Origin of the sequence: Paenibacillus oryziterrae, assembly GCF_042610485.1 — a bacterium.
In the GTDB taxonomy this organism is placed as follows: domain Bacteria; phylum Bacillota; class Bacilli; order Paenibacillales; family Paenibacillaceae; genus Paenibacillus_AQ.
In genome coordinates this window covers 58,412-80,065 of record NZ_JBGJZO010000017.1, presented here as the reverse complement: position 1 = coordinate 80,065, position 21,654 = coordinate 58,412, and the positions used below count along the sequence as shown (strand labels likewise).

18 protein-coding genes are annotated in these 21,654 nt (G+C 41.6%); 1 reads left to right on the top strand and 17 read right to left on the bottom strand.

Annotated elements, in window-relative coordinates; translation table 11 throughout:
- Nucleotides 1–5 precede the first annotated feature (5 nt).
- From ACAN55_RS17055 to ACAN55_RS16975, 17 genes are all read right to left on the bottom strand, one after another.
- A complete protein-coding gene (locus ACAN55_RS17055) occupies nucleotides 6–1,229 on the bottom strand; it encodes a GGDEF domain-containing protein (RefSeq protein ID WP_379135338.1) in 1,224 nt (407 codons plus the stop codon).
- A gap of 168 nt (nucleotides 1,230–1,397) precedes the next feature.
- Nucleotides 1,398–2,120 (bottom strand): PIG-L family deacetylase, encoded by a 723-nt coding sequence (locus ACAN55_RS17050; protein WP_379135335.1) that lies wholly within the window; start codon nucleotides 2,118–2,120, stop codon nucleotides 1,398–1,400.
- A complete protein-coding gene (locus tag ACAN55_RS17045; RefSeq protein WP_379135332.1) occupies nucleotides 2,117–2,428 on the bottom strand; it encodes a DUF1806 family protein in 312 nt (103 codons plus the stop codon). The genes ACAN55_RS17050 and ACAN55_RS17045 overlap by 4 nt, the downstream gene beginning before the upstream one ends.
- A 260-nt stretch (nucleotides 2,429–2,688) precedes the next feature.
- Nucleotides 2,689–4,284, bottom strand: coding sequence for a chemotaxis protein CheW (locus tag ACAN55_RS17040; RefSeq protein WP_379135330.1), 1,596 nt, complete (start codon nucleotides 4,282–4,284; stop codon nucleotides 2,689–2,691).
- Nucleotides 4,265–5,041, bottom strand: a complete 777-nt coding sequence (locus ACAN55_RS17035; RefSeq protein ID WP_379135328.1) for a ParA family protein — start codon at nucleotides 5,039–5,041, stop codon at nucleotides 4,265–4,267. The genes ACAN55_RS17040 and ACAN55_RS17035 overlap by 20 nt, the downstream gene beginning before the upstream one ends.
- Nucleotides 5,042–5,075: 34 nt before the next feature.
- Entirely contained in the window at nucleotides 5,076–7,310 is a 2,235-nt protein-coding gene (locus ACAN55_RS17030) for a chemotaxis protein CheA (protein ID WP_379135325.1), read from the bottom strand.
- Between the two features lie 12 nt (nucleotides 7,311–7,322).
- Nucleotides 7,323–7,697, bottom strand: a complete 375-nt coding sequence (locus tag ACAN55_RS17025; RefSeq protein WP_379135322.1) for a response regulator — start codon at nucleotides 7,695–7,697, stop codon at nucleotides 7,323–7,325.
- A gap of 12 nt (nucleotides 7,698–7,709) precedes the next feature.
- Entirely contained in the window at nucleotides 7,710–8,534 is an 825-nt protein-coding gene (locus ACAN55_RS17020; protein ID WP_379135319.1) for a CheR family methyltransferase, read from the bottom strand.
- Nucleotides 8,531–10,387 (bottom strand): HEAT repeat domain-containing protein, encoded by a 1,857-nt coding sequence (locus ACAN55_RS17015; protein WP_379135316.1) that lies wholly within the window; start codon nucleotides 10,385–10,387, stop codon nucleotides 8,531–8,533. Before ACAN55_RS17015 ends, ACAN55_RS17020 begins: the two co-directional genes overlap by 4 nt.
- Nucleotides 10,380–11,816, bottom strand: a complete 1,437-nt coding sequence (locus ACAN55_RS17010) for an Hpt domain-containing protein (protein ID WP_379135313.1) — start codon at nucleotides 11,814–11,816, stop codon at nucleotides 10,380–10,382. The genes ACAN55_RS17015 and ACAN55_RS17010 overlap by 8 nt, the downstream gene beginning before the upstream one ends.
- A gap of 45 nt (nucleotides 11,817–11,861) precedes the next feature.
- Nucleotides 11,862–12,272 carry a response regulator gene (locus ACAN55_RS17005; protein ID WP_379135311.1) on the bottom strand — a complete coding sequence of 137 codons (411 nt, stop codon included), beginning with the start codon at nucleotides 12,270–12,272 and terminating at the stop codon, nucleotides 11,862–11,864.
- Nucleotides 12,273–12,288: 16 nt separating this feature from the next.
- The gene (locus tag ACAN55_RS17000) at nucleotides 12,289–13,368 is read right to left on the bottom strand and encodes a protein-glutamate methylesterase/protein-glutamine glutaminase (RefSeq protein WP_379135309.1); all 1,080 of its coding nucleotides are present in this window, start codon (nucleotides 13,366–13,368) and stop codon (nucleotides 12,289–12,291) included.
- Between the two features lie 93 nt (nucleotides 13,369–13,461).
- A complete protein-coding gene (locus ACAN55_RS16995) occupies nucleotides 13,462–14,934 on the bottom strand; it encodes a chemotaxis protein CheW (protein WP_379135307.1) in 1,473 nt (490 codons plus the stop codon).
- A 15-nt stretch (nucleotides 14,935–14,949) separates the two neighbouring features.
- Nucleotides 14,950–16,896 carry a methyl-accepting chemotaxis protein gene (locus ACAN55_RS16990; RefSeq protein ID WP_379135305.1) on the bottom strand — a complete coding sequence of 649 codons (1,947 nt, stop codon included), beginning with the start codon at nucleotides 16,894–16,896 and terminating at the stop codon, nucleotides 14,950–14,952.
- Between the two features lie 387 nt (nucleotides 16,897–17,283).
- Nucleotides 17,284–17,643, bottom strand: a complete 360-nt coding sequence (locus ACAN55_RS16985; RefSeq protein WP_379135303.1) for a response regulator — start codon at nucleotides 17,641–17,643, stop codon at nucleotides 17,284–17,286.
- Between the two features lie 22 nt (nucleotides 17,644–17,665).
- Nucleotides 17,666–17,809: a hypothetical protein gene (locus tag ACAN55_RS16980; protein ID WP_379135300.1), complete on the bottom strand. Its 144-nt coding sequence runs from the start codon at nucleotides 17,807–17,809 to the stop codon at nucleotides 17,666–17,668.
- Between the two features lie 670 nt (nucleotides 17,810–18,479).
- The gene (locus tag ACAN55_RS16975; protein ID WP_379135297.1) at nucleotides 18,480–20,867 is read right to left on the bottom strand and encodes a GH36-type glycosyl hydrolase domain-containing protein; all 2,388 of its coding nucleotides are present in this window, start codon (nucleotides 20,865–20,867) and stop codon (nucleotides 18,480–18,482) included.
- Between the two features lie 220 nt (nucleotides 20,868–21,087).
- On the opposite strand from ACAN55_RS16975, the gene ACAN55_RS16970 reads away from it, so the two are divergent.
- Nucleotides 21,088–21,609, top strand: a complete 522-nt coding sequence (locus ACAN55_RS16970) for a methylated-DNA--[protein]-cysteine S-methyltransferase (RefSeq protein WP_379135294.1) — start codon at nucleotides 21,088–21,090, stop codon at nucleotides 21,607–21,609.
- Nucleotides 21,610–21,654 lie beyond the last annotated feature (45 nt).

Genomic DNA, 21,654 nt, shown 5'->3' with positions numbered 1-21,654 from the left:
TATGTTTATTTACTAACGCAGTTTCTGCCTTTTTTCTTAGCCCGGTAAAGAGCAGCATCTGCTGATTTCATCACGGTGTCCGGGGTTTTGTTTTTCTCGTTTTTTTGTGAAACGCCGATGCTTATGGTTATATAAATTGTCTTGCCAGGCGAGGAGCCTTGGGATCTGCTTTTGGAGCTGCTGGAGGACCTTCCCTTGCCACGCAAGGTGAATCCGCGTTTGGACACCTTCTCTCTAAGCTCCTCCAGATGCGGAATGGCATCGCTTATGCTTTTGCCCGGGAATAGAATGGTGAATTCCTCACCGCCATAACGGAAAGCCTTCCCGCCGCCTGTCACATCCCTGATCGTTGAAGCCACAAGTTTAAGCACATCATCACCGGTATCATGACCATACTTATCATTAAATTTCTTAAAGAAATCGATATCGAGCATCGCAATCGTATAGTTCATGCCAAGCTTCATCATATCCTGTTTAAGCGCCCGCCTTGACGGCAGACCTGTCAGCTCATCGGAGAAAGCCATGGAATACGAATCCTGAATAATCGAAGTCACCAGAATAATGCCCGAAGCTGCAAAAAATATCGGATACACGATAGGATTACTATGGTCATTCAGCACATAAAACAGGGCAACCAGCACCGCTATAAAAGAAATATCCTGCGACGCTCTGGTCATAAACTGTTTAACGCCAAGAATCAGCAATGTAATTACAAAAAGGAGGATAGACATCTGGGACATGGAAGTCAGTGAATCCAGCTTCAGAGGGAGTATATCCTGATGAATAAAGACAAGAAGCTCTCTTGAGCCCGGCTGTATGACCCACCAGAGAAACATAAACTGCGACATAATGAAAGCAATACGAAGAATTCCCCATAAACTAAAGATGCCCCGTTCTTTAAAGAAGGAGAATACCGCAATGTTCAAGGGAATGAGCACACAAATGAGCGTATAAATATCAGCATGCTGCGCAGGTCTGACGGCTGAGGCCGGCAGGTGAGTTAGTACAAACAGACAGACCGCAAGAATTAGCAGGATGAACAATTCCCTGCTGCGGTTAAACTTCCACGAAAGTGCCCCACCAATAAGAAATACGGCATACGGAGATAATGAAATGATATCTAATTGCGGTTTGGACATAGTGCCTGTCTTTGTGAAAAATAAATAGGTTAATACAAGTAAAACAAATGGCAGGATGATTGAAACAACAGCCTTTATTGTAGTCTTCAAACCGTATAATTCCCTTCGTTGGCTTCTCTCTTATTAATTCGCTTAATCCGCGCTTTTCTCCTTGTTTCCGACAAAATTTGCATCGCTGCTCCAGACAAAAAAGAACCTTGTATGCAAGGTTCTTTGCTTAGATCTTAATTAGAGAATATTTCGATTACAGTTCACCCGTCACAGGACCGAAGTTGCGATGAACAAGTCATCTGACTGCTGCGACATCGCCGCTGAATTGCCTTTAATAAAATATTCATAGGGCCCGAACCTCGAAAGTGCCTTGGTATCTTCCTCCCATACCCACTCATCGAATTCAGACTGGCAACGGTGGTCCCGGAACGCTGCAAGCTTCGCCTGCAGATGGTTCTGTACATTAATTCTGGTAATATCCGCACGGGTATAGCCGTATCTCCCCGGCTGCTTCATCGCATCACCATAGGATATGAAATATAAAGCTCCCCTGTGTCCCGAACGCATAACAGCAGCCGTCGTCACTTTGCCGATCGCGCAGTGATCAGGATGTCCGCCAAGCTTCTCGTGGAACGTAAGGATCACATCGGGATCCTCTTCGTCAATAAGATCCGAGATTCTGCCGATTAGTAGCTCCTCGTCGATAAATTCCACTGTCTTGTCACGGATATCAAAAAAGATCAGTCTCCGGATGCCCAAACTGTCACAGGCACGGCGTAATTCGATTTCCCGGGCTGCCGGAATGGACTCCCGGTTCAGGTAATGCGGGTTGCCCATGCGGCGTCCCATTTCACCTCTAGTAGCGCTTACCAGCGTAATGTCGGCTCCCTGGCTGGCATATTTGGCAAGTGTGCCTCCGCAGATGAAGGTTTCATCATCGGGATGTGCTAGAACAGCCAATATTTTTCGCGGTGTATGTAATTCGTTCATTCTGGAAAAGGCTCCTTTCCTAAGTGCAGGGCGACATCCATTCGTCCCTTATCATCATAACCTGCTAGCAGCAGACGGGCGTTACCATCTACTTCATAATGAGTCAGCGCCTCAATCCGCAGCCAGCCATGACCGTCAAAGCGCAGGGCCACCCGATAAGGACCATCCCCGGCAATAAAAGCATCACTTACCTTCACCTTGAAATTGCGGACGAACAAATATGAAGTCGCCTCGCTGTGAATATAAATCTCCTCACCTACGAAGGTCCGAAGCGTGGCTTCCACTTCGCTTTTGATTATATCGTTCATTATGTTCAGACTTCCTTTGCAATGGAAATAAGTTAGTTCACTCGTTTAGAGTAAGTCGCTGAACCGTCAATGTCAAACCGCTGTGATCCACAACTGTCAAATCTCTCTTCTTAAAATAAACTGGAGATGCACAAAAAAGAGAGGGGCAGTCCCAAAAGCCATGAAATGGCTACTGGACGACCCCTCTGTTTTTTTGTCGGGATGGGCGAGCCCTTCCCAGCAATACAAGCAGCGGTTACTTTAACATTGAAATTAGGACTTCACATAAAACTTAGTACCGATGCAAGATTTAATAGCAATACTATTCGGGTACCCTCACTTAAGTTTGCTATCTTGTCTATATGGTTATTCAGAGCCATTTCTTTAAATACTGCTGGGGCTTCTTCAAGATTGGTCTTCGGGAACTTTAAGACCTCCGAGACTGAATCTATAAGAATACCCACTCTTTTGTTTTTGAATTCCACAACTAAAAGCTTGGATGAATGAGTAGCGGAGCCTTGAACCGCAAATAATTGCCGGAGATTCAATAACGGTATTGTTTCTCCACGCAAATCTACCATTCCCGAAATAAAAACCGGAGCTCCAGGAAAGTGGGTCCATTCGTTAATGACTCTGATTTCTTGAACGTTTTGGGTTTCTATTGCGTATTCTTCCTTACCCAGTCTAAATATCACAACATGCTCTAGGTTATGATCTGCTTCATCTGGATTCAGCAATGGATCATATTTATGATACGCATCCGAACTCGCTTTCACTTCCTCCGGACGTACCAGTCGACTAGGCTCCAGCATCATAACTATCCGTTTACCATTATCAAGAGTATACATCCCTTTGATAAAATCTGTATGGGATAAGCGGGCGATCAGGTTGTCCGCTTCAAAAAATTTCTTCTGCACCCCAATGACATGCAATACTTTATCAACCAGCACCCCATAGGATTGGCTTCCATCATTAATAATTACAACACGGCTAGAATCGTCCAGCCCCTTATTGTCGATGCCCAGAAGATTTCTTAAGTTAATTACTGCCAACAGCTGCATTCTTGTAGAAAAGACCCCTTCAATGTGGCTTGCCGCATTAGGTACTTTTGAAAATTCAGGTACTCTGATTATTTCTTTTACATTGTTAATATTAAATGCATACTCTGCTGTGCCAATATTAAATATAACTAACTGCTCTTCTTCAAGCTTTTGCATTTCTGAACGGGATAATTCCCTGGAGTTTGCATGTTGTTGCATTACTGTGAGATCATGATTCCCCACATTTGTAATTCTCTCCGCATCGAGAATCATAACCATTCTTTTACCTCTATTAAGAATTACAATACCACCCACAATACCGTTCAATGCGCCTCCAACTATTCCCCTGATGTTAGCGGGTGGTTCTTTAATCATCGTCTCTTCAATATTTATCACTTCTGATACCTTATCAGATACCAATCCAATCATCTTCCCATGAATGTCTGCAACAATTATTCTGCTGTTCTCATTTAATTCCTGCGCTGGCAGACCAAACAATTGTCTACTATCCATAACAGGCAGTAACTCACCCCTCAAACTACACATACCGATGATGTGATTTGCAGCATGAGGAATATTGGTCATTGAAGGAACTCTGATAATTTCTTTTACATGCGATATCCTGAATGCAAATTCTTCTTCAGCCACCTTAAAAACTACAAGTCCAATTTGTTGTGTTCTATTCACTATTGGTTCTGGATTCAAAACCATAGTCACAGTATCTGTTTGTGATATTTCCGAATTTTGTTGCATCTCAGCTTTCTGCTTCTTTACAGCCATTTCCCTTTTCATCTTTTCAAAATTACCCTGTTCTTTTTTACCGCTTCTCCCTGCCATGTATGCTCACGATCCTTTCCACAATTTGCTCAAATTGCTTAGAGGATTCGTCATCATATTCATAAACAGTTTTTCCCATTTTACCACTTTCTGTAATCTTAACTCTTCGATGTATAGGTTTCGTTAAAACGTCGGTGTCCGCAAAAAACTCTTGGAGAAACTCCAGATTTTCCTTCCCATCACTGGTTCTTTGATCATACATATTGGGAACTACGAGTGAAATCATGCGGTTGTCCAGCCCAAGATCGGAAAGATACTCATAGATGTTCCCTATGGCCCTTACAGAAGCAGCTTCTACTTGTACTGGCACAATAATTCCGTCTACAAAATACAAAACTGCATCATTAATTTTGCTGCGCTGAGGTCCACAGTCCACAACTACATAATTGTAGTCAAGTTGTTCTAAGGTACGCAGCTTATCCTTCAAAAATGAATGGGTATTAGATTGCTTGTAAAGTTCTGCGTTTATACGGTCTATATGTTTGGAAGGCAGCAAATCCAAATGATCTCTAGCCTTGATAATACAGTCACTAAGAGAGAGATCTTCATGTTTAACTAAAAGATCATAAAGACTCCGTTTATAGTCTTCTGAAGTAAAGCCGAGGAAAAGACTTGCATCATTCTGTCCATCCATATCGATCAGCAATACTTTTTCGCCTTTAGCAGCAAGTCCATGTGCAATATGTACCGCTAGTGTACTTTTGCCCACTCCTCCCTTATTATTTAGAACGGCATACTTCTGAACCCTATTTATCATACCGGTTATCCTCCTTCTACATACGGTGATGATCTTATTTCCCTGCAAGCTCTAAGATATCCGTAGGATTCACAATTAAAACCACTTGCCCGTTTCCAAGTAAAGTTGAACCGGCTATCCCGGGAATTGCAGACAAATGCCCCTCCAAAGTTTTCACTACAAATTCCTGTTCGTTTCTGAGCTTATCCACAACAATTGCGTAATTTTCAACGCCGTTAGAGAGAATAACAGCATTCAGTTCTTCTTTGTCCAGATCTCTTTCGCCTGTTAGAAAAAGCTTGCACAGCCATTCCATTCCGATGGCAGCACCTCTTAAATGTGTGAAGTACTTTCCGTTAAATTTATGAATGTTACTTCTGTTTATTTTTACGGTTTCTACTAAAAACTCTAGTGGAATAATATAGGTATCTCCAGATACCTCCACAATCAAGCCGCGCGAAACTGCCAACGAAAGCGGCAATCGAATTGTCATTTTCGTACCTTTGTCAACTTCACTTTCTATCGTTATATTGCCATTTATTTTTGAGATATTACTTCTGACAATATCCATTCCGACCCCACGACCCGATACATCTGTAATTTGCTGTGCCGTACTGAAGCCTGGTAGGAAGACAAGGTTTATCAACTGGTTCTGAGTCATATGTAGAGCCTCTTCCTCAGTAATAACCCCTTTCTCTATTGCTTTTCTCTTAATCTTCTCGGCGTCAATTCCTTTTCCATCATCTTCAATTTCAATAAAAACATACTTGTTCTTGTTATAAGCCCTGAGAACAATATGACCAGTTTCGGGTTTCTGTTTGGCTAGACGCTCTGCTTGATCTTCAATGCCGTGGTCTGCAGAATTCCGTATCAAATGTACTAGAGGATCACTGATCTGCTCGATGATTGTTTTATCGATTTCTGTGTTCTCCCCCTCCATAGACAGTTCCATCTTTTTACCTGTACTCTGAGCAATATCTCTTATAACTCTAGGCATTTTTTGAAAAATACTTTTAATCTCTACCATTCTTATAGACATAATTGCATTCTGAAGTTCATCCGAAATTTTATTAATATAAGCGCCTACCTGTTTTACTTCTTTGGACATTTCCGGCAGATCATACTCCATATTCAGCTTTGTAGATATGTGCAGGAATGAATTTTTGGCAATAAAAAGCTCTGAAATGATATTCATCATATTATCAATTTTATCTTGATTGACTCGAATACTTTGTATAACGCCGCTACTTGGTTTTATATCCCCAGCTTTAGCCGCTTGCTGCCGGACTTGTGTAGTAAGATTATGATCTGTGTTGGTTGGCAAAGCTTGAATAAGTAACATCTGCTGATGAATCTGGTCAAGTAGGCTATCGACCGTTTGTTTACTAGATTCTTCAGAGTCACTTGAGCTTATAAAGGACTTTAAATAGTCCATTACGATTAAACTTAAATCTATGAGACTATTATCAAAATTACATTCCTTGTCTCTTAGCAAAGCTAATAGACTTTCAAAGGTATGCACAACATCGAGAAATGCTTTTAACTCAGCGTGAACTTGACTATGTGGGGGCAAAGTGGCGAGATATATTCCCGTCCCTCCTTTAATGCTGTGGACAGACCTGAATACTTCATGGATCGCTTCCTTGTCAGCATTATTGCTATCCAGTCGTATTAATAAATCGTTCTCAATTCTCTCAATGTGCTCTGAACTTTCAATTAAAAACTGCTCCTTGACTCCCTCTGCCAGTCCGTTCTTAAATTCCTCAGAATGCAGAATATCTAGCGTCACTTCTTCCTTTAAAGTTACTTCTTGATGTATGGAGCTATTATTGCTCTCAACCATATACTGTTCACGCGCCAACTTTAAGCTTTCGAGGATCTGTTCTTCCTTCAGGTCATCGTCAAGATCTAAATATTGTGCAGTTGCTTCATCCCCCAAATGATATGGGCTCAATTTCTCAAGAAGTCTTTTGGTATATGTATTTAAAAAGTCCACACATAATAGTAGACTGTCGATACGCTCTGTGCTGGCAATCATCCTGCGTTCCATAATAGCCTCAAGGATAAATTCCATTTCAAAACTTAATTTTGTTATACCTACTAGTCCTATAAATGAAGACTCTCTCTTCGTACTGTGAATATATTTGAGGATATTATAGAGTAAATCATTGTCTTCGGTGTGAATTTCAAGCTTCAGTACCTCTTTTTCAAGTCCTTCAAGACCATTCATCCACTTATTAACAAGCATTATTACTACATTAATATCCTCCAAATAAATTCTGTCGGACATCATAATCACCCCTTAGCTTTTAAGAAGAATTTTTATTGTTTGTACCAATTTTTCAGGATCCGTTGGTTTTACCAGATGTACGTAATGATCTGGGTCCAATTGGGAAGGGCCTCCTATATATTCATCTTCTGTAGAAATTATGATAATAGGAACCGTAATACCCTGTTCAATCATATTTTTGATCAGTTCGTATCCATCCATTCTCGGCATATTAATATCCGTTAACAACAGTTGGTAATCGCCGATAAGTAACTTTTCCAGAGCAACCGCACCATTTTCAGCAGTCTCCACGTGATATCCAAATATCTTAATAATATAGCTATGAAAGTTTCTCACCATTTCAGAGTCATCCACAATCAATATTTTCACTTTAGAATTCTGTTTCATACGCTCTTCCTCCTATTGAGGCTTGGAATATACGAAGCTATCCCCGATTCTTCGAACCTTGAAAGCTGATGTGACTCTTCCCACAGATTCGGAATGACCGAGAAAGATGAACCCTCCTGGATTCAAGGATTCGTAAAAATTGGATACTACACTTTTTCTGGATACCTCATCGAAATAGATCAAACAGTTTCGACAAAATATGAAATCACAACCGCTGATATTACTCATCGCATTTTCATCCATCAGGTTGATTTGTCTAAATGATACAGTCTTTCTCACCTTGAGATTGACCAAACACTTATCATTGCGTCGTGTAAAATACTTTTCTAGATATTCAGGAGGCACATCTTTTACCGCTCTGCTTTCATACAGTCCGATTCTAGCAGCCTTTAATACCTCGGTGTTTATGTCAGATGCAAGAATTTGAATATCCCATTCTTCCGGTTTATCAAGCATTTCCAGAAGAATGATAGACAAGGTATATGCCTCTTCTCCTGTTGAACAGGCTGCGCACCATATTTTAATTTTTTTCCTGCCTTGTTTTTCTTTTTCGAATATAGGCAGTACATTTTCTGCAAAGTTGCTTAGTTGAGGAAAATCACGAAAAAAGTAAGTTTCGTTAATAGTGAGGTCATTAATTAATTCATAAAATTCAGAAGAGTCCGTGGAAAATTTCAACATTATTAGGTACTCATTCAAGGATTCCATTTCCAATAATTGTGCACGCTTCTCAATTCTTTTTTGGACATAATACTTTTTATTGTATTCATAATATATTCCTGTTTTTTTATATATCAATTTCACAAACTTGTCGAATAGGTCATCCGATAGAATCATTCTGCCACCTCTTTTATAGATAAAGCATCCGTAGCAGCTTCCCTGATCTCTTCTATCTGATCTTCCAGCATTCCTTGTAATATACTAATCGCTTTACCGTCATTCATAAAACTCAATGCTTTAATGGCTGCCATCCTTGTGAGAGCATCTTCGCTGCAAGAGGCCTCTTTCAGAAGCTCCATAACATCACAACTATTAAATCTATATAAGTTAGAGACAATCTCCATCTTATTTAAAGTATCCGATTCATCCCTATACAATTTTTTCAGCAATTGCAAACTTTTATCGTCTGTTTTTTTGTTTAACGCTTTTATCGTCTTTTTCCTTACTACTAACGACGGGTCGTTAAGCATCGTATTCATAAAACTGTAAAATACGTTATCCGAAGAATACCCCATAATATCCACAAGTCCCACTCGAACATTCTCATCCATACAATCCATTTTGGAGACGATATATTTCCATCCAATATCACCATTTAAACGGAAAAGAACTTCAAGGGCTTCTAGCCCTTCCTCTCCTTGATTGCGCTTTACAAGCGCCTCCAGTAATTCTATGTCCACATCACTAAAAAACGAAAATAGCTTTTGGGCAGCTGCTTTCCTGACTTTCCGGCTTGGATGCTCAAGTCTCAGAAGAAGATAATCAAGGATCTCCGGCTCTCTTTCATTTGTGCTTACTATGGATGCAACCTCGTTTTCTTCACTAAAATTCGTCAGTTTCTCAAGCAGTAAGACATTCTTATATGAATCAAGTTCAGTGATAATACAAATTGCCATTTCAGATATGTTTGTATCTTTGAAATAGCATAATTTCTCCACGATGTTATTAAATCCAGGTATTTTTTTGGTATATATCAAATTTAGCCCCATCAATACCAATACTGGCTCATCAGCAGTCAGTATTTCATTAACAAAGCTGAAAGGGATATTCTCTAGTCTCTGTACAAGTTCAACAAATCTTTCAATAAAGAACTCTTCTTCCTTATAAAAATCATATATTTCTTTAATAGCAAGGAGAAAGAAATCCTGCTGAAGTTTAACAAAGGCGGCGATGGAAACAAATATTTGACTTGAGTCCTGATAATCCCAGCGCTCCTGAAAAAACCTCGAAATCCCCCGAGTAGTTTCTACAGGAAGTTTAGAGGTTTCACTCTTTAGTATTAAACCGCTTAATCCGAAGACGAGGTTAGAATCATCAAACATGATATCCTTGGAATACTTATTTAGAATCAGTTCAATATCGTCATAGGAACCTGTGCTGCCTAGAGTCCGAACATAAGTGTTCATTAAGATGCTTTTTTCAAGGGTAGTAGCCTCTAGCGAAAGTATTTTTCTTTCCATAACTCCCGAAATTTTGATATCAAGGTCTGCAAACGCTCCTAAAAGTGCATTTATGATCCAGACACTATTAGTTTTATGCAGAAATTCCCGAAGTTTGTCCTCCGCCTCTGTATAGTGGTGCCCTGCAATGACTTCCAAGGCTGCCTCTACAACATTTTCATCCGGATCTTCAAGAGCCTCTAAGGCAATCTCGCAGCTAGCGCTTCCTTTTATACTTTTCAACGCATCCATTGCGAACTTCCTTATGTTTCTATCCTTATCTGAAAGTTTATCTTTCAAAACGGGTAATGCAGTATCCTCAAGTGCTATAAGCATTTCAATGGCAATATTGCGAATAAATGCATCTCCTGAATATAGAAGTTCGGCTACAAGTTCAGCAGTACGTTCATTTTTTATTCTTTGAATTTTTAGGGTGATCTTCTCCTGCTCATATCTTTCTTTTTCTGTAAGGAGACTATGAATAAGTGACTTGATATCTTGTTCATCGAATACGTTCATGCTACTATTCATGCTCCACTCCCTTTATTCTACGAAAAGAGCCTTCAGACTCAAACACCCCAAGAATAGCATCAAGTTCTGACCTAAACACCTTGAACTTTCCCAGTGGTTGTATAGAATCAAAAATGTTAAGAAGCCTTCTAGCACCAGGGCCTTTTATAATAATACTGATTTCTATATCTTGATCTTCTAGCTGTTTCTTGATCTCCATTAAATCCTTTATCTCATCATGATGTAATACATCCAGCTTACTTATATCGATAAACATGATTGAAATGGATGACTTATTAACCATTTCTATAAAATTCGTTAGGCTATGAATAAAATTGTCATTTCCTGATTTGAAAATGCTGAATATATATTTCCCTTTGGTAAGGTTATAAAATTTTTCCATTTGCTTTACCAGCCGTGTTTGACTATTCATGCGGTTTATTTCTTCAATGCCCGATGGTACGTCATATATTGTAAGAGCTTGGTTATACAACTCATTGAAATCTTTGATTAAGATGCTGTTTTTTTTATTTTCCAGCTTAGAAATGGCATTTACAGTATCCTTGTATAAGGATTCTATAATGTATCGCTCTTCTATCTTCCTATTAGAATCGTTGAACAATAAAGCGTACAGCTTCAACAGTGTTCTCAAAATAACAATGTAAGGCATATCATCAGTATCATTGAAGCTATAATCATTTCCCTCAATAATACTTCTGCTCAAATCCACAATATTTATTTTCTCAACATAAAATAAGGCAAAATAAGAATACAGCTCCGCTTCATCAACATCTGTGCATAGGATGATATCAAACGTTTTTAGATCATGATCGCCCGTTTGACCAGCAAAATATTGATCAGTCACACTGGAATACACGAGTGTTCCTATAGCCGCAACACTGTTTAAAATTATCATTAGTACAGGAGATATCATTGGCGCATCTTCTTCGATGAAGAACGTGATATAGTACTTATTTTCACCCTTTGATTCTCTATGTAAGTGGGATGAAATAATCCCCATCTCTGGCTGTATAGAGCTACTCTTTTCTTCTTCCTTTTTATTAGTTCTAATCAAGACCTCCACCATTTCGCTAATATTGGATGCAGCGTCTAGAAGGTCCTGCATACTCTCCTGAGTAACTGGCTCAGTTTTGTATTGCAGCATTTTTTTCACGGTATCCAAACCTTTAAAACAGAGGGAAACTATACTTTGATCAAACAAGATAGAGCCGTTCCTTACGCAGTCAAGCATATCTTCAATCTCGTGCATCAGTTTCCCGATATCTTCATAACCCACCATATAGGAAGAACCTTTAATGGTATGCGCCATTCTGAACAGTTCATTAACATCAACAGTCGAATAATCTACTTCAAGCCTTATGATGCATTCCTCTGCCCTTTGCAGCAAATCTTCCGTTTCTTCCATATAGGCTTGCATCATTGCATCCATTAAGAACACCTCCGAGAGCTATGTGTTTCTCTCATTCCAAGTTCATTATTTAACGAGTTGTACGATAGTCTCTCGCCATCTTTCTAGATTGTGTACAGAATCATTGACCACCTCTATGACAAGCTCAGCACTCTTAAGAGACATATTTAGATAATCGTTCGCTCCATATTCTAGTGAGCTTAATATATCTCCTATATTGGGATGTTCCGTCATCATGATGATCTGTGACATTGGATCGTATTTTTTCATTCTCTTCAATAGCTCAATCCCATCCATATCGGGTAAATCTGAATTAATTAAAATTATATGATACTTACAGCATTCAACTTTACCAAAAGCATTGTCAGCACTAGGGGCAGTTTCTACTGTATAACCCTCCTGTCGCAGAAGCCCTTCAAGTGTACTTGCCATTTGTTCATTATCGTTAACAATCAGAACCTTATATTTAAGCCTCATCATAAACCTCCATTCACTAACCTTTTCTCACCGCTCGTATGATTGCATTCGCTATCTTATAGGAGGGCAATACAAATTCAGCACCGCCTCTTTCTATGGCTTCCCTTGGCATCCCAAAAACCACTGCCGTAGACTCATCCTCCGCAATCGTAACACCGCCGGCATTTCTGATCTTTACCATGGCGTCTGCTCCGTCGTCCCCCATTCCAGTCATCAAAACCCCAATCACATTCTCACCACCATAAGCCTCCAGCACAGATTCCATGGTCACATTTACTGAGGGCATAAAAATGGTTTTGGGACTGCTGGGTAGCCGCAGTGCACCTGCTTCCCCCCTCACCACCAAGTGGTATCCTCCTGCCCCAATATACCCTCGTCCGTTCTGGAGTACATCACCGGCTTCCGCCTCCTTGATATGAATTCGGCATGCATTATCCATTCTTTTGGCAAAGGAGGTCGTAAAGGAAGGTGGCATATGTTGTATAATGATTACTGCTGCTTTGAGATCCTGTGGAAGCATAGGAAGCACCTCCATCAAAGTACCTGGACCACCCGTGGAAACACCAATTACCACTACTTTTGACACCTCTTTGTTTCTCGGGGAGTCCTGCTTTTTAGAGAGGGGTACTGTTTTTTGAGTTATCGCAGCACTTCGCCTTAGTGATCTTTCCCTTATACTTTTTTTGTTGACACCTTTATAAGCCAGTTTAACTTTTTGAATGATTTCCTTGCCCACGATATGCAGGTTAGTCGATACAGTCCCCGATGGTTTGCCTACATAGTCAAAGGCTCCCAGTTCTAAAGCTTCAAAAGTGGTCAATGCGCCTTCAGCAGTAAGGGAACTCACCATTAATATAGGCATCTCTGGGTAATAACTTAGAATATGCTGCATAGAGGTTAAGCCGTCCATAACCGGCATATTGATGTCCATTGTGACCACATCGGGCCTCAGGTCATGAACCTTATCAATGGCTTCCTGCCCGTCTCTAGCCGTCCCCACCACTTCAAGACTGGAGTCAGTCATAATGATCTCTTTCAGCACTTTTCTCATTAGGGCTGAATCATCAACAATCAATACTTTTATTCTGTCAGACATATGCAGACCCACCTATCATAATGATTAATAAAAAGGGTATCCCCCAGAGTCGAAATTGATTGATACTCTAGGCAATACCCTTTTAATAAATCCTCAAAAAAAACTCAATACTTTACTAATATTCAGAATCAGAATCATTCTCTTACCGCCGTCGAGTTTTCCAACACCTTCGACATATTCACTGTCAATACCATTGCTCAATATAGCGGGCGGCAACTCAATCATTGCCTTCTCGAACTTGAGAACCTCCGAAACCGAATCCACTACAATTCCTGTTCGTTTCCCGTTGAAATCAACAATGATAATTCTGGTGGCATCAGTCACCTGCTTATCTGATAGTTCAAAGAGCCTTCTTAAATCTAGTGCAGGAATTACATTCCCTCTAAGATTTACAATACCTTCAACGTAATGAGGAGCTCTGGGTATCTTGGTAACCTCTGTCATCCTATTGATTTCCTGTACATTGGCTATCTTAATACCATACTCTTCCATGTCAATCTTGAAGGTCACTAGTTTTTCTTCGTCAAGAAGCTTGCCCGCAAAGTTCTCTCCAACGGCATCCTGCACACCATGCGTTTCAAAGTTGAGGTTGAGTCCACTAATTTCATCGGCAGTAATCAGCTTTGAGGGCTCAAGAATCAGAATCATTCGTTTACCGTTATCAAGCTTTGCCACTCCCTTTAATTGTTCTCCACTTTGTGTAGAGAATTTAGGCGGAGCCTGAATTGAATTTGCCGGTACTCTCAGAACCTCCGAAATTTTGTCTACCATTATTCCCGCTGAGTAGTCACCCATATCCACCACAAGTATTCTCGTCTGGTCGTTGATCTCCAGATGGCTCATTCCAAAGTAGGTTCTCAAGTTTATAATGGGCAGCAGGTTATTGCGGATAGACACTACACCATCTATATAATCTTCACAACTAGGAATTCTTACGATTTGAGATACACGGATGATTTCTTTAACCTTCATGATTCCAATGGCATACTCTTCTTTATCCAGCAGGAATGAAACCAGTTGTTCTTCATCTATCGAATCCCCACTCGAACTGTTGAGCATTGGATTAATATGATGTAAGCCCTCATCGTTGCTGTCGCTTATCCGGTTATTCCCGGTGTTTAAAGCACTTACTAAATCTAGGAGCAATACGAGTCTGTTTCCGTTGTCCAGCTTCACAACACCATTTAAATAGTCCGCATTCACATTTTTCACGATCTGCGGTGGTTCCTCTATATCCATGGTGCTTACCCTTATTACCTCAGATACCTTATCTACAACTACTCCAGTCGCCTTGCCGTCAACATCTATGACAAGAATTCTGCTATTCTCATCCTTTTCTTTTCGAGTTAAATTAAATCGGGTTCTACCATCAATAATAGGTAGAATATTTCCTCTCAAGTTACAGGCACCTTCAACATAGCTTGGAGCATTCGGTACCTTTGTGATCTCCGGAACCCGGATAATTTCCTTCACATCCATAATATCTGCCCCGAATTCATCATCTCCTAGCAGGAAGGTAACTAGCTGGCACTCTGCAAAGCTTGCATTCTGTATTTCAGAAGCCATAACTATTCCCTCCTATTACATATTCTGAAGCTCATCAGCCAGTCCTGATATCTCTTCTATAGCTTCTGCAAGTTCCTGCATGCCTTTTGATTGTTGATTAGCAGCAACTGAAGCCTGCTCTGCTCCGCTGCTGGCTTCTTGGGCTGCTATAGCAATCTGGTCCACACCTTTTTTCGCCTGTTCCAAGGCAACCATTGACTCCTCAGCGCCTTGTTGAACTTCCTTGACACCTTTTAGTATTTTCATCATGCTTTCTTCTATAATGCCCAAGTTCTGAGTTGTCTTCTTTGACTTCTCGACTTCCGCAAAGGAAGCTTTGCTGGAAAAGTCTGTATCTGCCGAAACTCTTTGGATTTGGTTTTGAATACCTCGTACAAGATCTTTAATCTTATCCGTATTTTCTGCAGATTCATTAGCAAGAGCCCTAATATCTCCAGCTACTACAGAGAACCCTCTTCCGAACTCTCCTGCTCTAGCCGCTTCAATGGAACCATTTACGGCCAACATGTTTGTTTGTATGGTCACATTCACAATCGCATCTACGATTTTGTCAATTCTTCTAGTGGTTTCCTCAAGACTCTTTATATTTTTTGCTGCCACTTGGGAGATTTGTGCCGAAGACGAGATCCCCGAAATCATGTTATCAATTGCAATTTTATTAGATTCTAATAGTTTCTGCAGCTCTTCTGTCTTAGTACTAGAGAAAGCTGCTCTTTCACTCATTTGAGTGGCTGCTACTACAAGCTTCTCTGCAAGCACTCCCGCTTTATCAGTAAGCTCAGCCTGAGCCTCCGCACCGGAAGAGATCTGCTGCATGGCCTTTAGTATTTCTGATGCTGTTGAGTTTGCTTCTTCCACGTTTGCCGATAATTCCTCTGAAGCAGCAGCCACAGACTCAGAGGACTTTTGGGCATCGGTAGACACCTTTAGGTCTTCCGCCATTTGGGAAAGGTCTCCTGCACCTGCGTTCAACTCATTAAAAGCTTTATTCTGCATTTGGATGGATCTCTCTACTTCCTCAGCAGCGCTGCTTTGCTGTTCAGCAGCCGCAGCAATCTGTTCAGCTATTCCAAGGAATTCTCCCGCTCCCTTATTTGAATCTGCTGCATACTGGGATACATCGAAAATAGCTTTTTGTACCAATACAATTTCTTCATTAATCTTTATTAGGTCTGAAGTTGTTTTCTTTGCTTTATCAACTTCTTCATTTGCAGCTTCACCTGCATTTTGAATATCTTCAACTACTACCTTTACATTATTCAAGATTTCATTTACTAACTCTCTTATATTTCTAGCAGACTTTTCAGAGGTTTCCGCAAGGTTTCTAACTTCATCAGCTACAACGGCGAACCCTTTTCCGTGCTCACCCGCTCTAGCTGCTTCAATTGCAGCATTTAATGCAAGTAAATTTGTCTGGTCAGCAATTCTTACAACAGCTTGTACTATATCTCCTACCTCATTGGACTGCTTCTCCAGTTCCCCCACAAGTTTTACGGATTCCAAATTGGTATCGGCGGAATCCTGTATTCCTTTGATCATTAACTCAATATCACTAGTCGTATTTTCAATAAGTTCCTTCGCAATGTCGACCTTTTCAAGTGATTCCCTAGCATTCCTGTCCGCTATTAGTGATGCTTTATCAACCTGATTAATGGCAGTTCTTGACTCTTCAGCAGCTGACGAGGCTTGACTGGCTCCCGTAGCGATTTGTTGCATGGTTGCACCAAGTTCCTCTGCGGCACTGCTAGCTTCTTCTATCCCTGAAGCAAGTTGTTCTGTTGCTGTAGCCACACGCTCCGCCAACTGCTGCTGCTTGGCTAATGTCCTAGCTCTCACCTTATCCTGAGCCTGCTTTCTTGCCTGCTCTCTCTTTCTTTCCATTTCATCGGTCGCGGGTACCGATGTGCTTGCTGTTCCCTTTTTGGCTCTTTCACTTGAAGGCGTTGCTAGTTTCTTCTCCATTATGATATGTCCTCCCGAATATCTACTATGGTTCACGTTCTAGGCACAATGTGAATAAATGCACATTATGAAGTATTACTTATCCATCACCATTACCATCATGATAATGTTATTAAGAGGCAGGGTTGTGCATGGTATCCTCGGGATTGAAAATGATATAGTACATATTCACACCGTCTCCGGTGGACTCATTTCCTATATATCCATCCTTGTGTAATGCAAGTATCTTCTGTCTGATCTCTTCAATACTGCACTGTATGTTATGTTGAATGAGAATTTTATGGATTTCAGCCAAAGTATTGAACTCGGGTTCACAACTCTTTATAAAGTTCAAAAGAGATTCATCGGTTAAATGATGCATGTTCTCTCTTCCACTCCTCGTTCAAGTTATCTTCTGAACTTATTCAACTGTTTGATTACTCCTTCTGCATTGTAAGGTTTAACAATAAAGCCTTTTGCTCCCTTCATGATTGCGCTTTGCACAACAGATTCCTGTCCCATAGCAGATACCATAATTACAATAGGTTTCTGACTCATTTTCATAATCTCAGTGATACATTCAAGTCCGTCCATTTCTGGCATCGTAATATCAAGCGTAACCAGGTCAGGCTTTAATTCCTTGATTTTTTCCAGTGCAACCAATCCATTTTCGGCTTCACCAACAACATCAAAATCATGTTGTACAAGCATTTGTTTAAGTTGTGATCTAATAAATGACGCATCATCTACTATTAATACCGTTGTCATTTTCAACTTCTTTCCCGGCTGACTACATATTGAATATCAAGCCGATTTTTTTCAAATCTTCAATCAGCAGATCTATATTGATGGGATCAGCAACAAAGTTCTCGCAACGAATTCCAAAAGATTTTCCCTTGTTATACGAATTGATGTGCACTTGAATTTTGCTCATTAGCTTTACCTGTATGTATCTCAGTATATCCTTCCCTCATAGAAGGGCTGCATTAGTATATATGTTAAATAGGTGTATCAAATATATAACGAAAACCTCAACCAAATTCATATTTCTCAGTTGTCTGAAAGATTGCATGATCATCTTTATGAAATGCTCGATTACTTCAATAAATTGACGAAGGTGTTGGGGGGTCTCTCAATAAATCCCTTTTTTAGCAATATCCTGGGTAGATATATCCTCCACTCCACACTCATTAATTGGCTAGTATAATCGCTCCCCTTCTTCTCTTAGATTCGATAATAACGCCCTAAATATGTATAAAATACCGTATGATTTGACATTACAGATCAGTCTTCACTAACCCTTCCTCGCGATTATAGTTGCAAAGGGGATATTTGTCAAAGCATGTCGGATTTTTTTAAAAAATATCAACTTTTACTCGCTATTTTCGACATAAATAGTTCTAAAGTTTTAAATAATCACTCTATTTTTCGACAATAATTTCAAGTATTAGTGCAAAAGACCTTTAATTCCTTAGTCCTGATTTTGGTGAGACAAAAGAAAACCGAGTGATACTCAGAAACGCTACCTGAATATCGCTCGGTTTAAATTATCAATAAATTTTCAACACCAATCAAATGAATATTTATGCGAATAATTTCTATACTTATGCATTGCGGGAAGGAATTATAACTAGCACATTATACACTGCACCCGGATTCAAGTCCTTGATGATACTGTCTTCTGTATAATTGCCGTTAACATATACTTCTGTTTCCGTAACACTGGAGTCCCGCTTCATCTCGATTTGCAGCTCCGCGCCCCGGAACAACCGTTTCACTGTGACCTCCTGCCATTCTGCAGGCAATTGCGGCTTGATATGGATACCCGCTTTATTCCCTTTTACGCCGAACAGGCCATCAATCAGACAGCGATACACCCACGGAACAGTTCCGGTATTGAACAAGTGGCTGGAACGTCCGGCAGTATGCGGAATTTGTCTGTATGCCCCCCGGTAGTAATTGGGGATAAACACAGGCAATTGACCGCGTCTTTTTATATCCTCAGCGTCAGGTCCAGGAAGCATCTTCCGCAGTAAACGGTACGCATCATCCTGCTCGCCCACTTCGTACAGCGCATAGATATAAAAAGCAGCCGCATGATTATAGACCGCACCATTCTCAGCCGTTCCCGGATGCTTCTGCGTAACCCGGCCGACATCCTCCCGCATTGCTGTGTAGGCCGGAGCCAGCTTCTCAACACCATACGGTGTCTCCAGTTGCTCCTCAACTGCCCGGATCAGCTTCTCTTGCTTCAGAGAATCCGCAGCACCACAGAGCAGCGCCCAGCCTTGAGGGTTAATGAAGATCCGGCCCTCCAGGTCGGTGCTAATACCGAATACCACATTATCATCCGTGATTCCCCGGGCATACCACTCTCCATCCCAAAGGTAGGTGTTAATAACAGCATTCGTCTCATCCGCAGATTTGCGCAATTCCTGGCCGAGATCCGGTTGCCCGCTGACCTCACAGATATCCGCCCAGATCATAAAGGCATAGGCTGAAGCCATCGTTAACCACCCAGACACACCTTTTCCCTTATAGCCCACCATATTCATCGGGTCACACCAGTCGCCTTGATCAATAAAGTTCAAACCCCGGTCATCTCTCGCCGTCTGTAGCCAATACATCGCCCGGTTGATATGTTCAAATACAGTTCCCGTTTCCTGCCCTTCCGCAAAAGGGACCACTTCATCCAGGATGCTGTAATCATTCGTCTCATCCAAATAGGTGCTCAGGCAAATCGGCAGCCACACGCAATGATCCATATGCGGAACCTGATTAATATATTTCAGTTCAGCCGCTTCATGGAGAATAATGCCGTCCGGCATAGCCCCGCTTACATTTTGCTGGCTTAACGCTGTCAGAAAAGCCTGTCTTGCGATCTGCGGCTTAATATAACTCATACCCATGTTATCCTGCAGATAGTTCCGGGTCTGGGGATCTGTCGTTAGGCGATTCGTCTGACCATGGTAATACATCTGCCGCGGCAGCCAGTGGTTCACGAAGTTATCCAGATCACCATCCGGGGTCTTGATCTCGATGCACCCTCTGCCTTCCTGTATGTATTCCGCATATTCCCGCTCCGCCTGAACAAAACCATCCTCACCACCGGCATTCGACTCCAGGAAGAAGCTCTGACGGATTCCGGCGATCTCTTCCTCTGTCTTGGCAGGGCCGAATATAAACCGGTAGGTTTGCTCTTCACCAGGCTCCAGCTCCAGACGATATTGCAAGACAGCAACCGGCGATTCGTAACGGGACTCCCCTTGGGACAACACTTCACTGCGGAGCGCCGACGGTGATTGAATACCGCCTTCTCCTTCGAAGGCTTCCTGGTTAACTTCCCATGAAGAAGGCTTCTGATCAGCTAAGAGGAATGTTTTGTCTTTCAAAAGCTTGATTTTTGCGTAATCCTGATATTTCTGATAAGGCGTAACCGCAGAGCACACAATACCTTGCAGCTCTTCCTTGTACTCACCGGATTGATTCATCCATGACATATAGCCAACGGTAAAATAAGGATAGATGCTTAAGGTCCGCTTCTTCTGCGATAGGTTCGTCACCTTCACCCGCCAGAGCTCCATGGCATCCTCTTTAGGCAGGCTCAAGCTCATTTCGATGCCGATGCCGTCATTTTCGATCTTCCACACAATATCATTTTTGCCGACTGCAAAAGTGTATTGATCTGGAAGTCTCCGAACCGGCTCATAAGGAGCCGAGAACACTTCACCATTCTCTTCATCCTTCACATATACAAAGCGGCCGGGGTGATGGGCATAATATGGCTGTTCCGGCTGCATGAACGTCTTCGCTTCCAGATTCGGTGCATACGAATATTTGGCAGGTTCCGGCTGCATAAACTGTGCCACCGCATACCCACGGCAGTTCACATGAATCATCATCTTCTCATTCCACAGAAACCCCGATGCCTTCGGCAGGCTGGTCGGACTCGTCAGTTCATAATACTGATTGTCTTCAGATGCTCTTATCATGAATTAAGCCTCTCTTTCGTCTACTTGAATGATTAAGAAATAGACCGTTTTCATTATCTCTCTCAGATTACTGCAAACTCAGTTTCATTTCCAATGTTCTTTTCCCGCGTATTTCAACTGATCCTGCCAGATTCTTAAACACCTTATGGTATGATGAATTATCATCTGCCTTCATCGCTAAAAGCAAGGTGTTCCAAATAGATTAGAAAGGAGTAATCCCATGATCTACACCAGCACCATCGATACCCCGCTCGGACCTGCGACAGTAAGTAGTGAGGATGGAGCCTTAACAGGCTTCTGGTTTGTCGGGCAGAAATACTACCCGCAGCATACGGCAGACTGGATCGTCGACTCCTCCTATCCTGTATTTGCGGACCTGCGGGGCTGGATTACCGATTATTTTGCCGGAAAAGAGCCTCAGCTCACCTTCCCTCTTGCACCGAAGGGTTCACCCTTCCAGAAAGCAGTTTGGGATATTCTGCTGCACATTCCCTATGGAGAGCTTACTACTTATGGAACCATCGCTAAGCAGCTTGCCCAGCAGCAAGGACTGTCATCCATGTCGGCGCAGGCTGTAGGCGGAGCGGTAGGACACAACCCGGTTTCGCTGGTGATCCCTTGTCACCGGGTGGTCGGCAGCAACGGAAGCCTGACCGGGTATGCCGGAGGAATCGACAAGAAAACCGCGCTACTGGAGCTGGAACAGGTTAACTTGTTTAACTGGCAGCATCCGGTCACTTAAGAAGCCCGGGCACTTCCGCCCGGGCTTCTTAAGTGCATGCTGCTC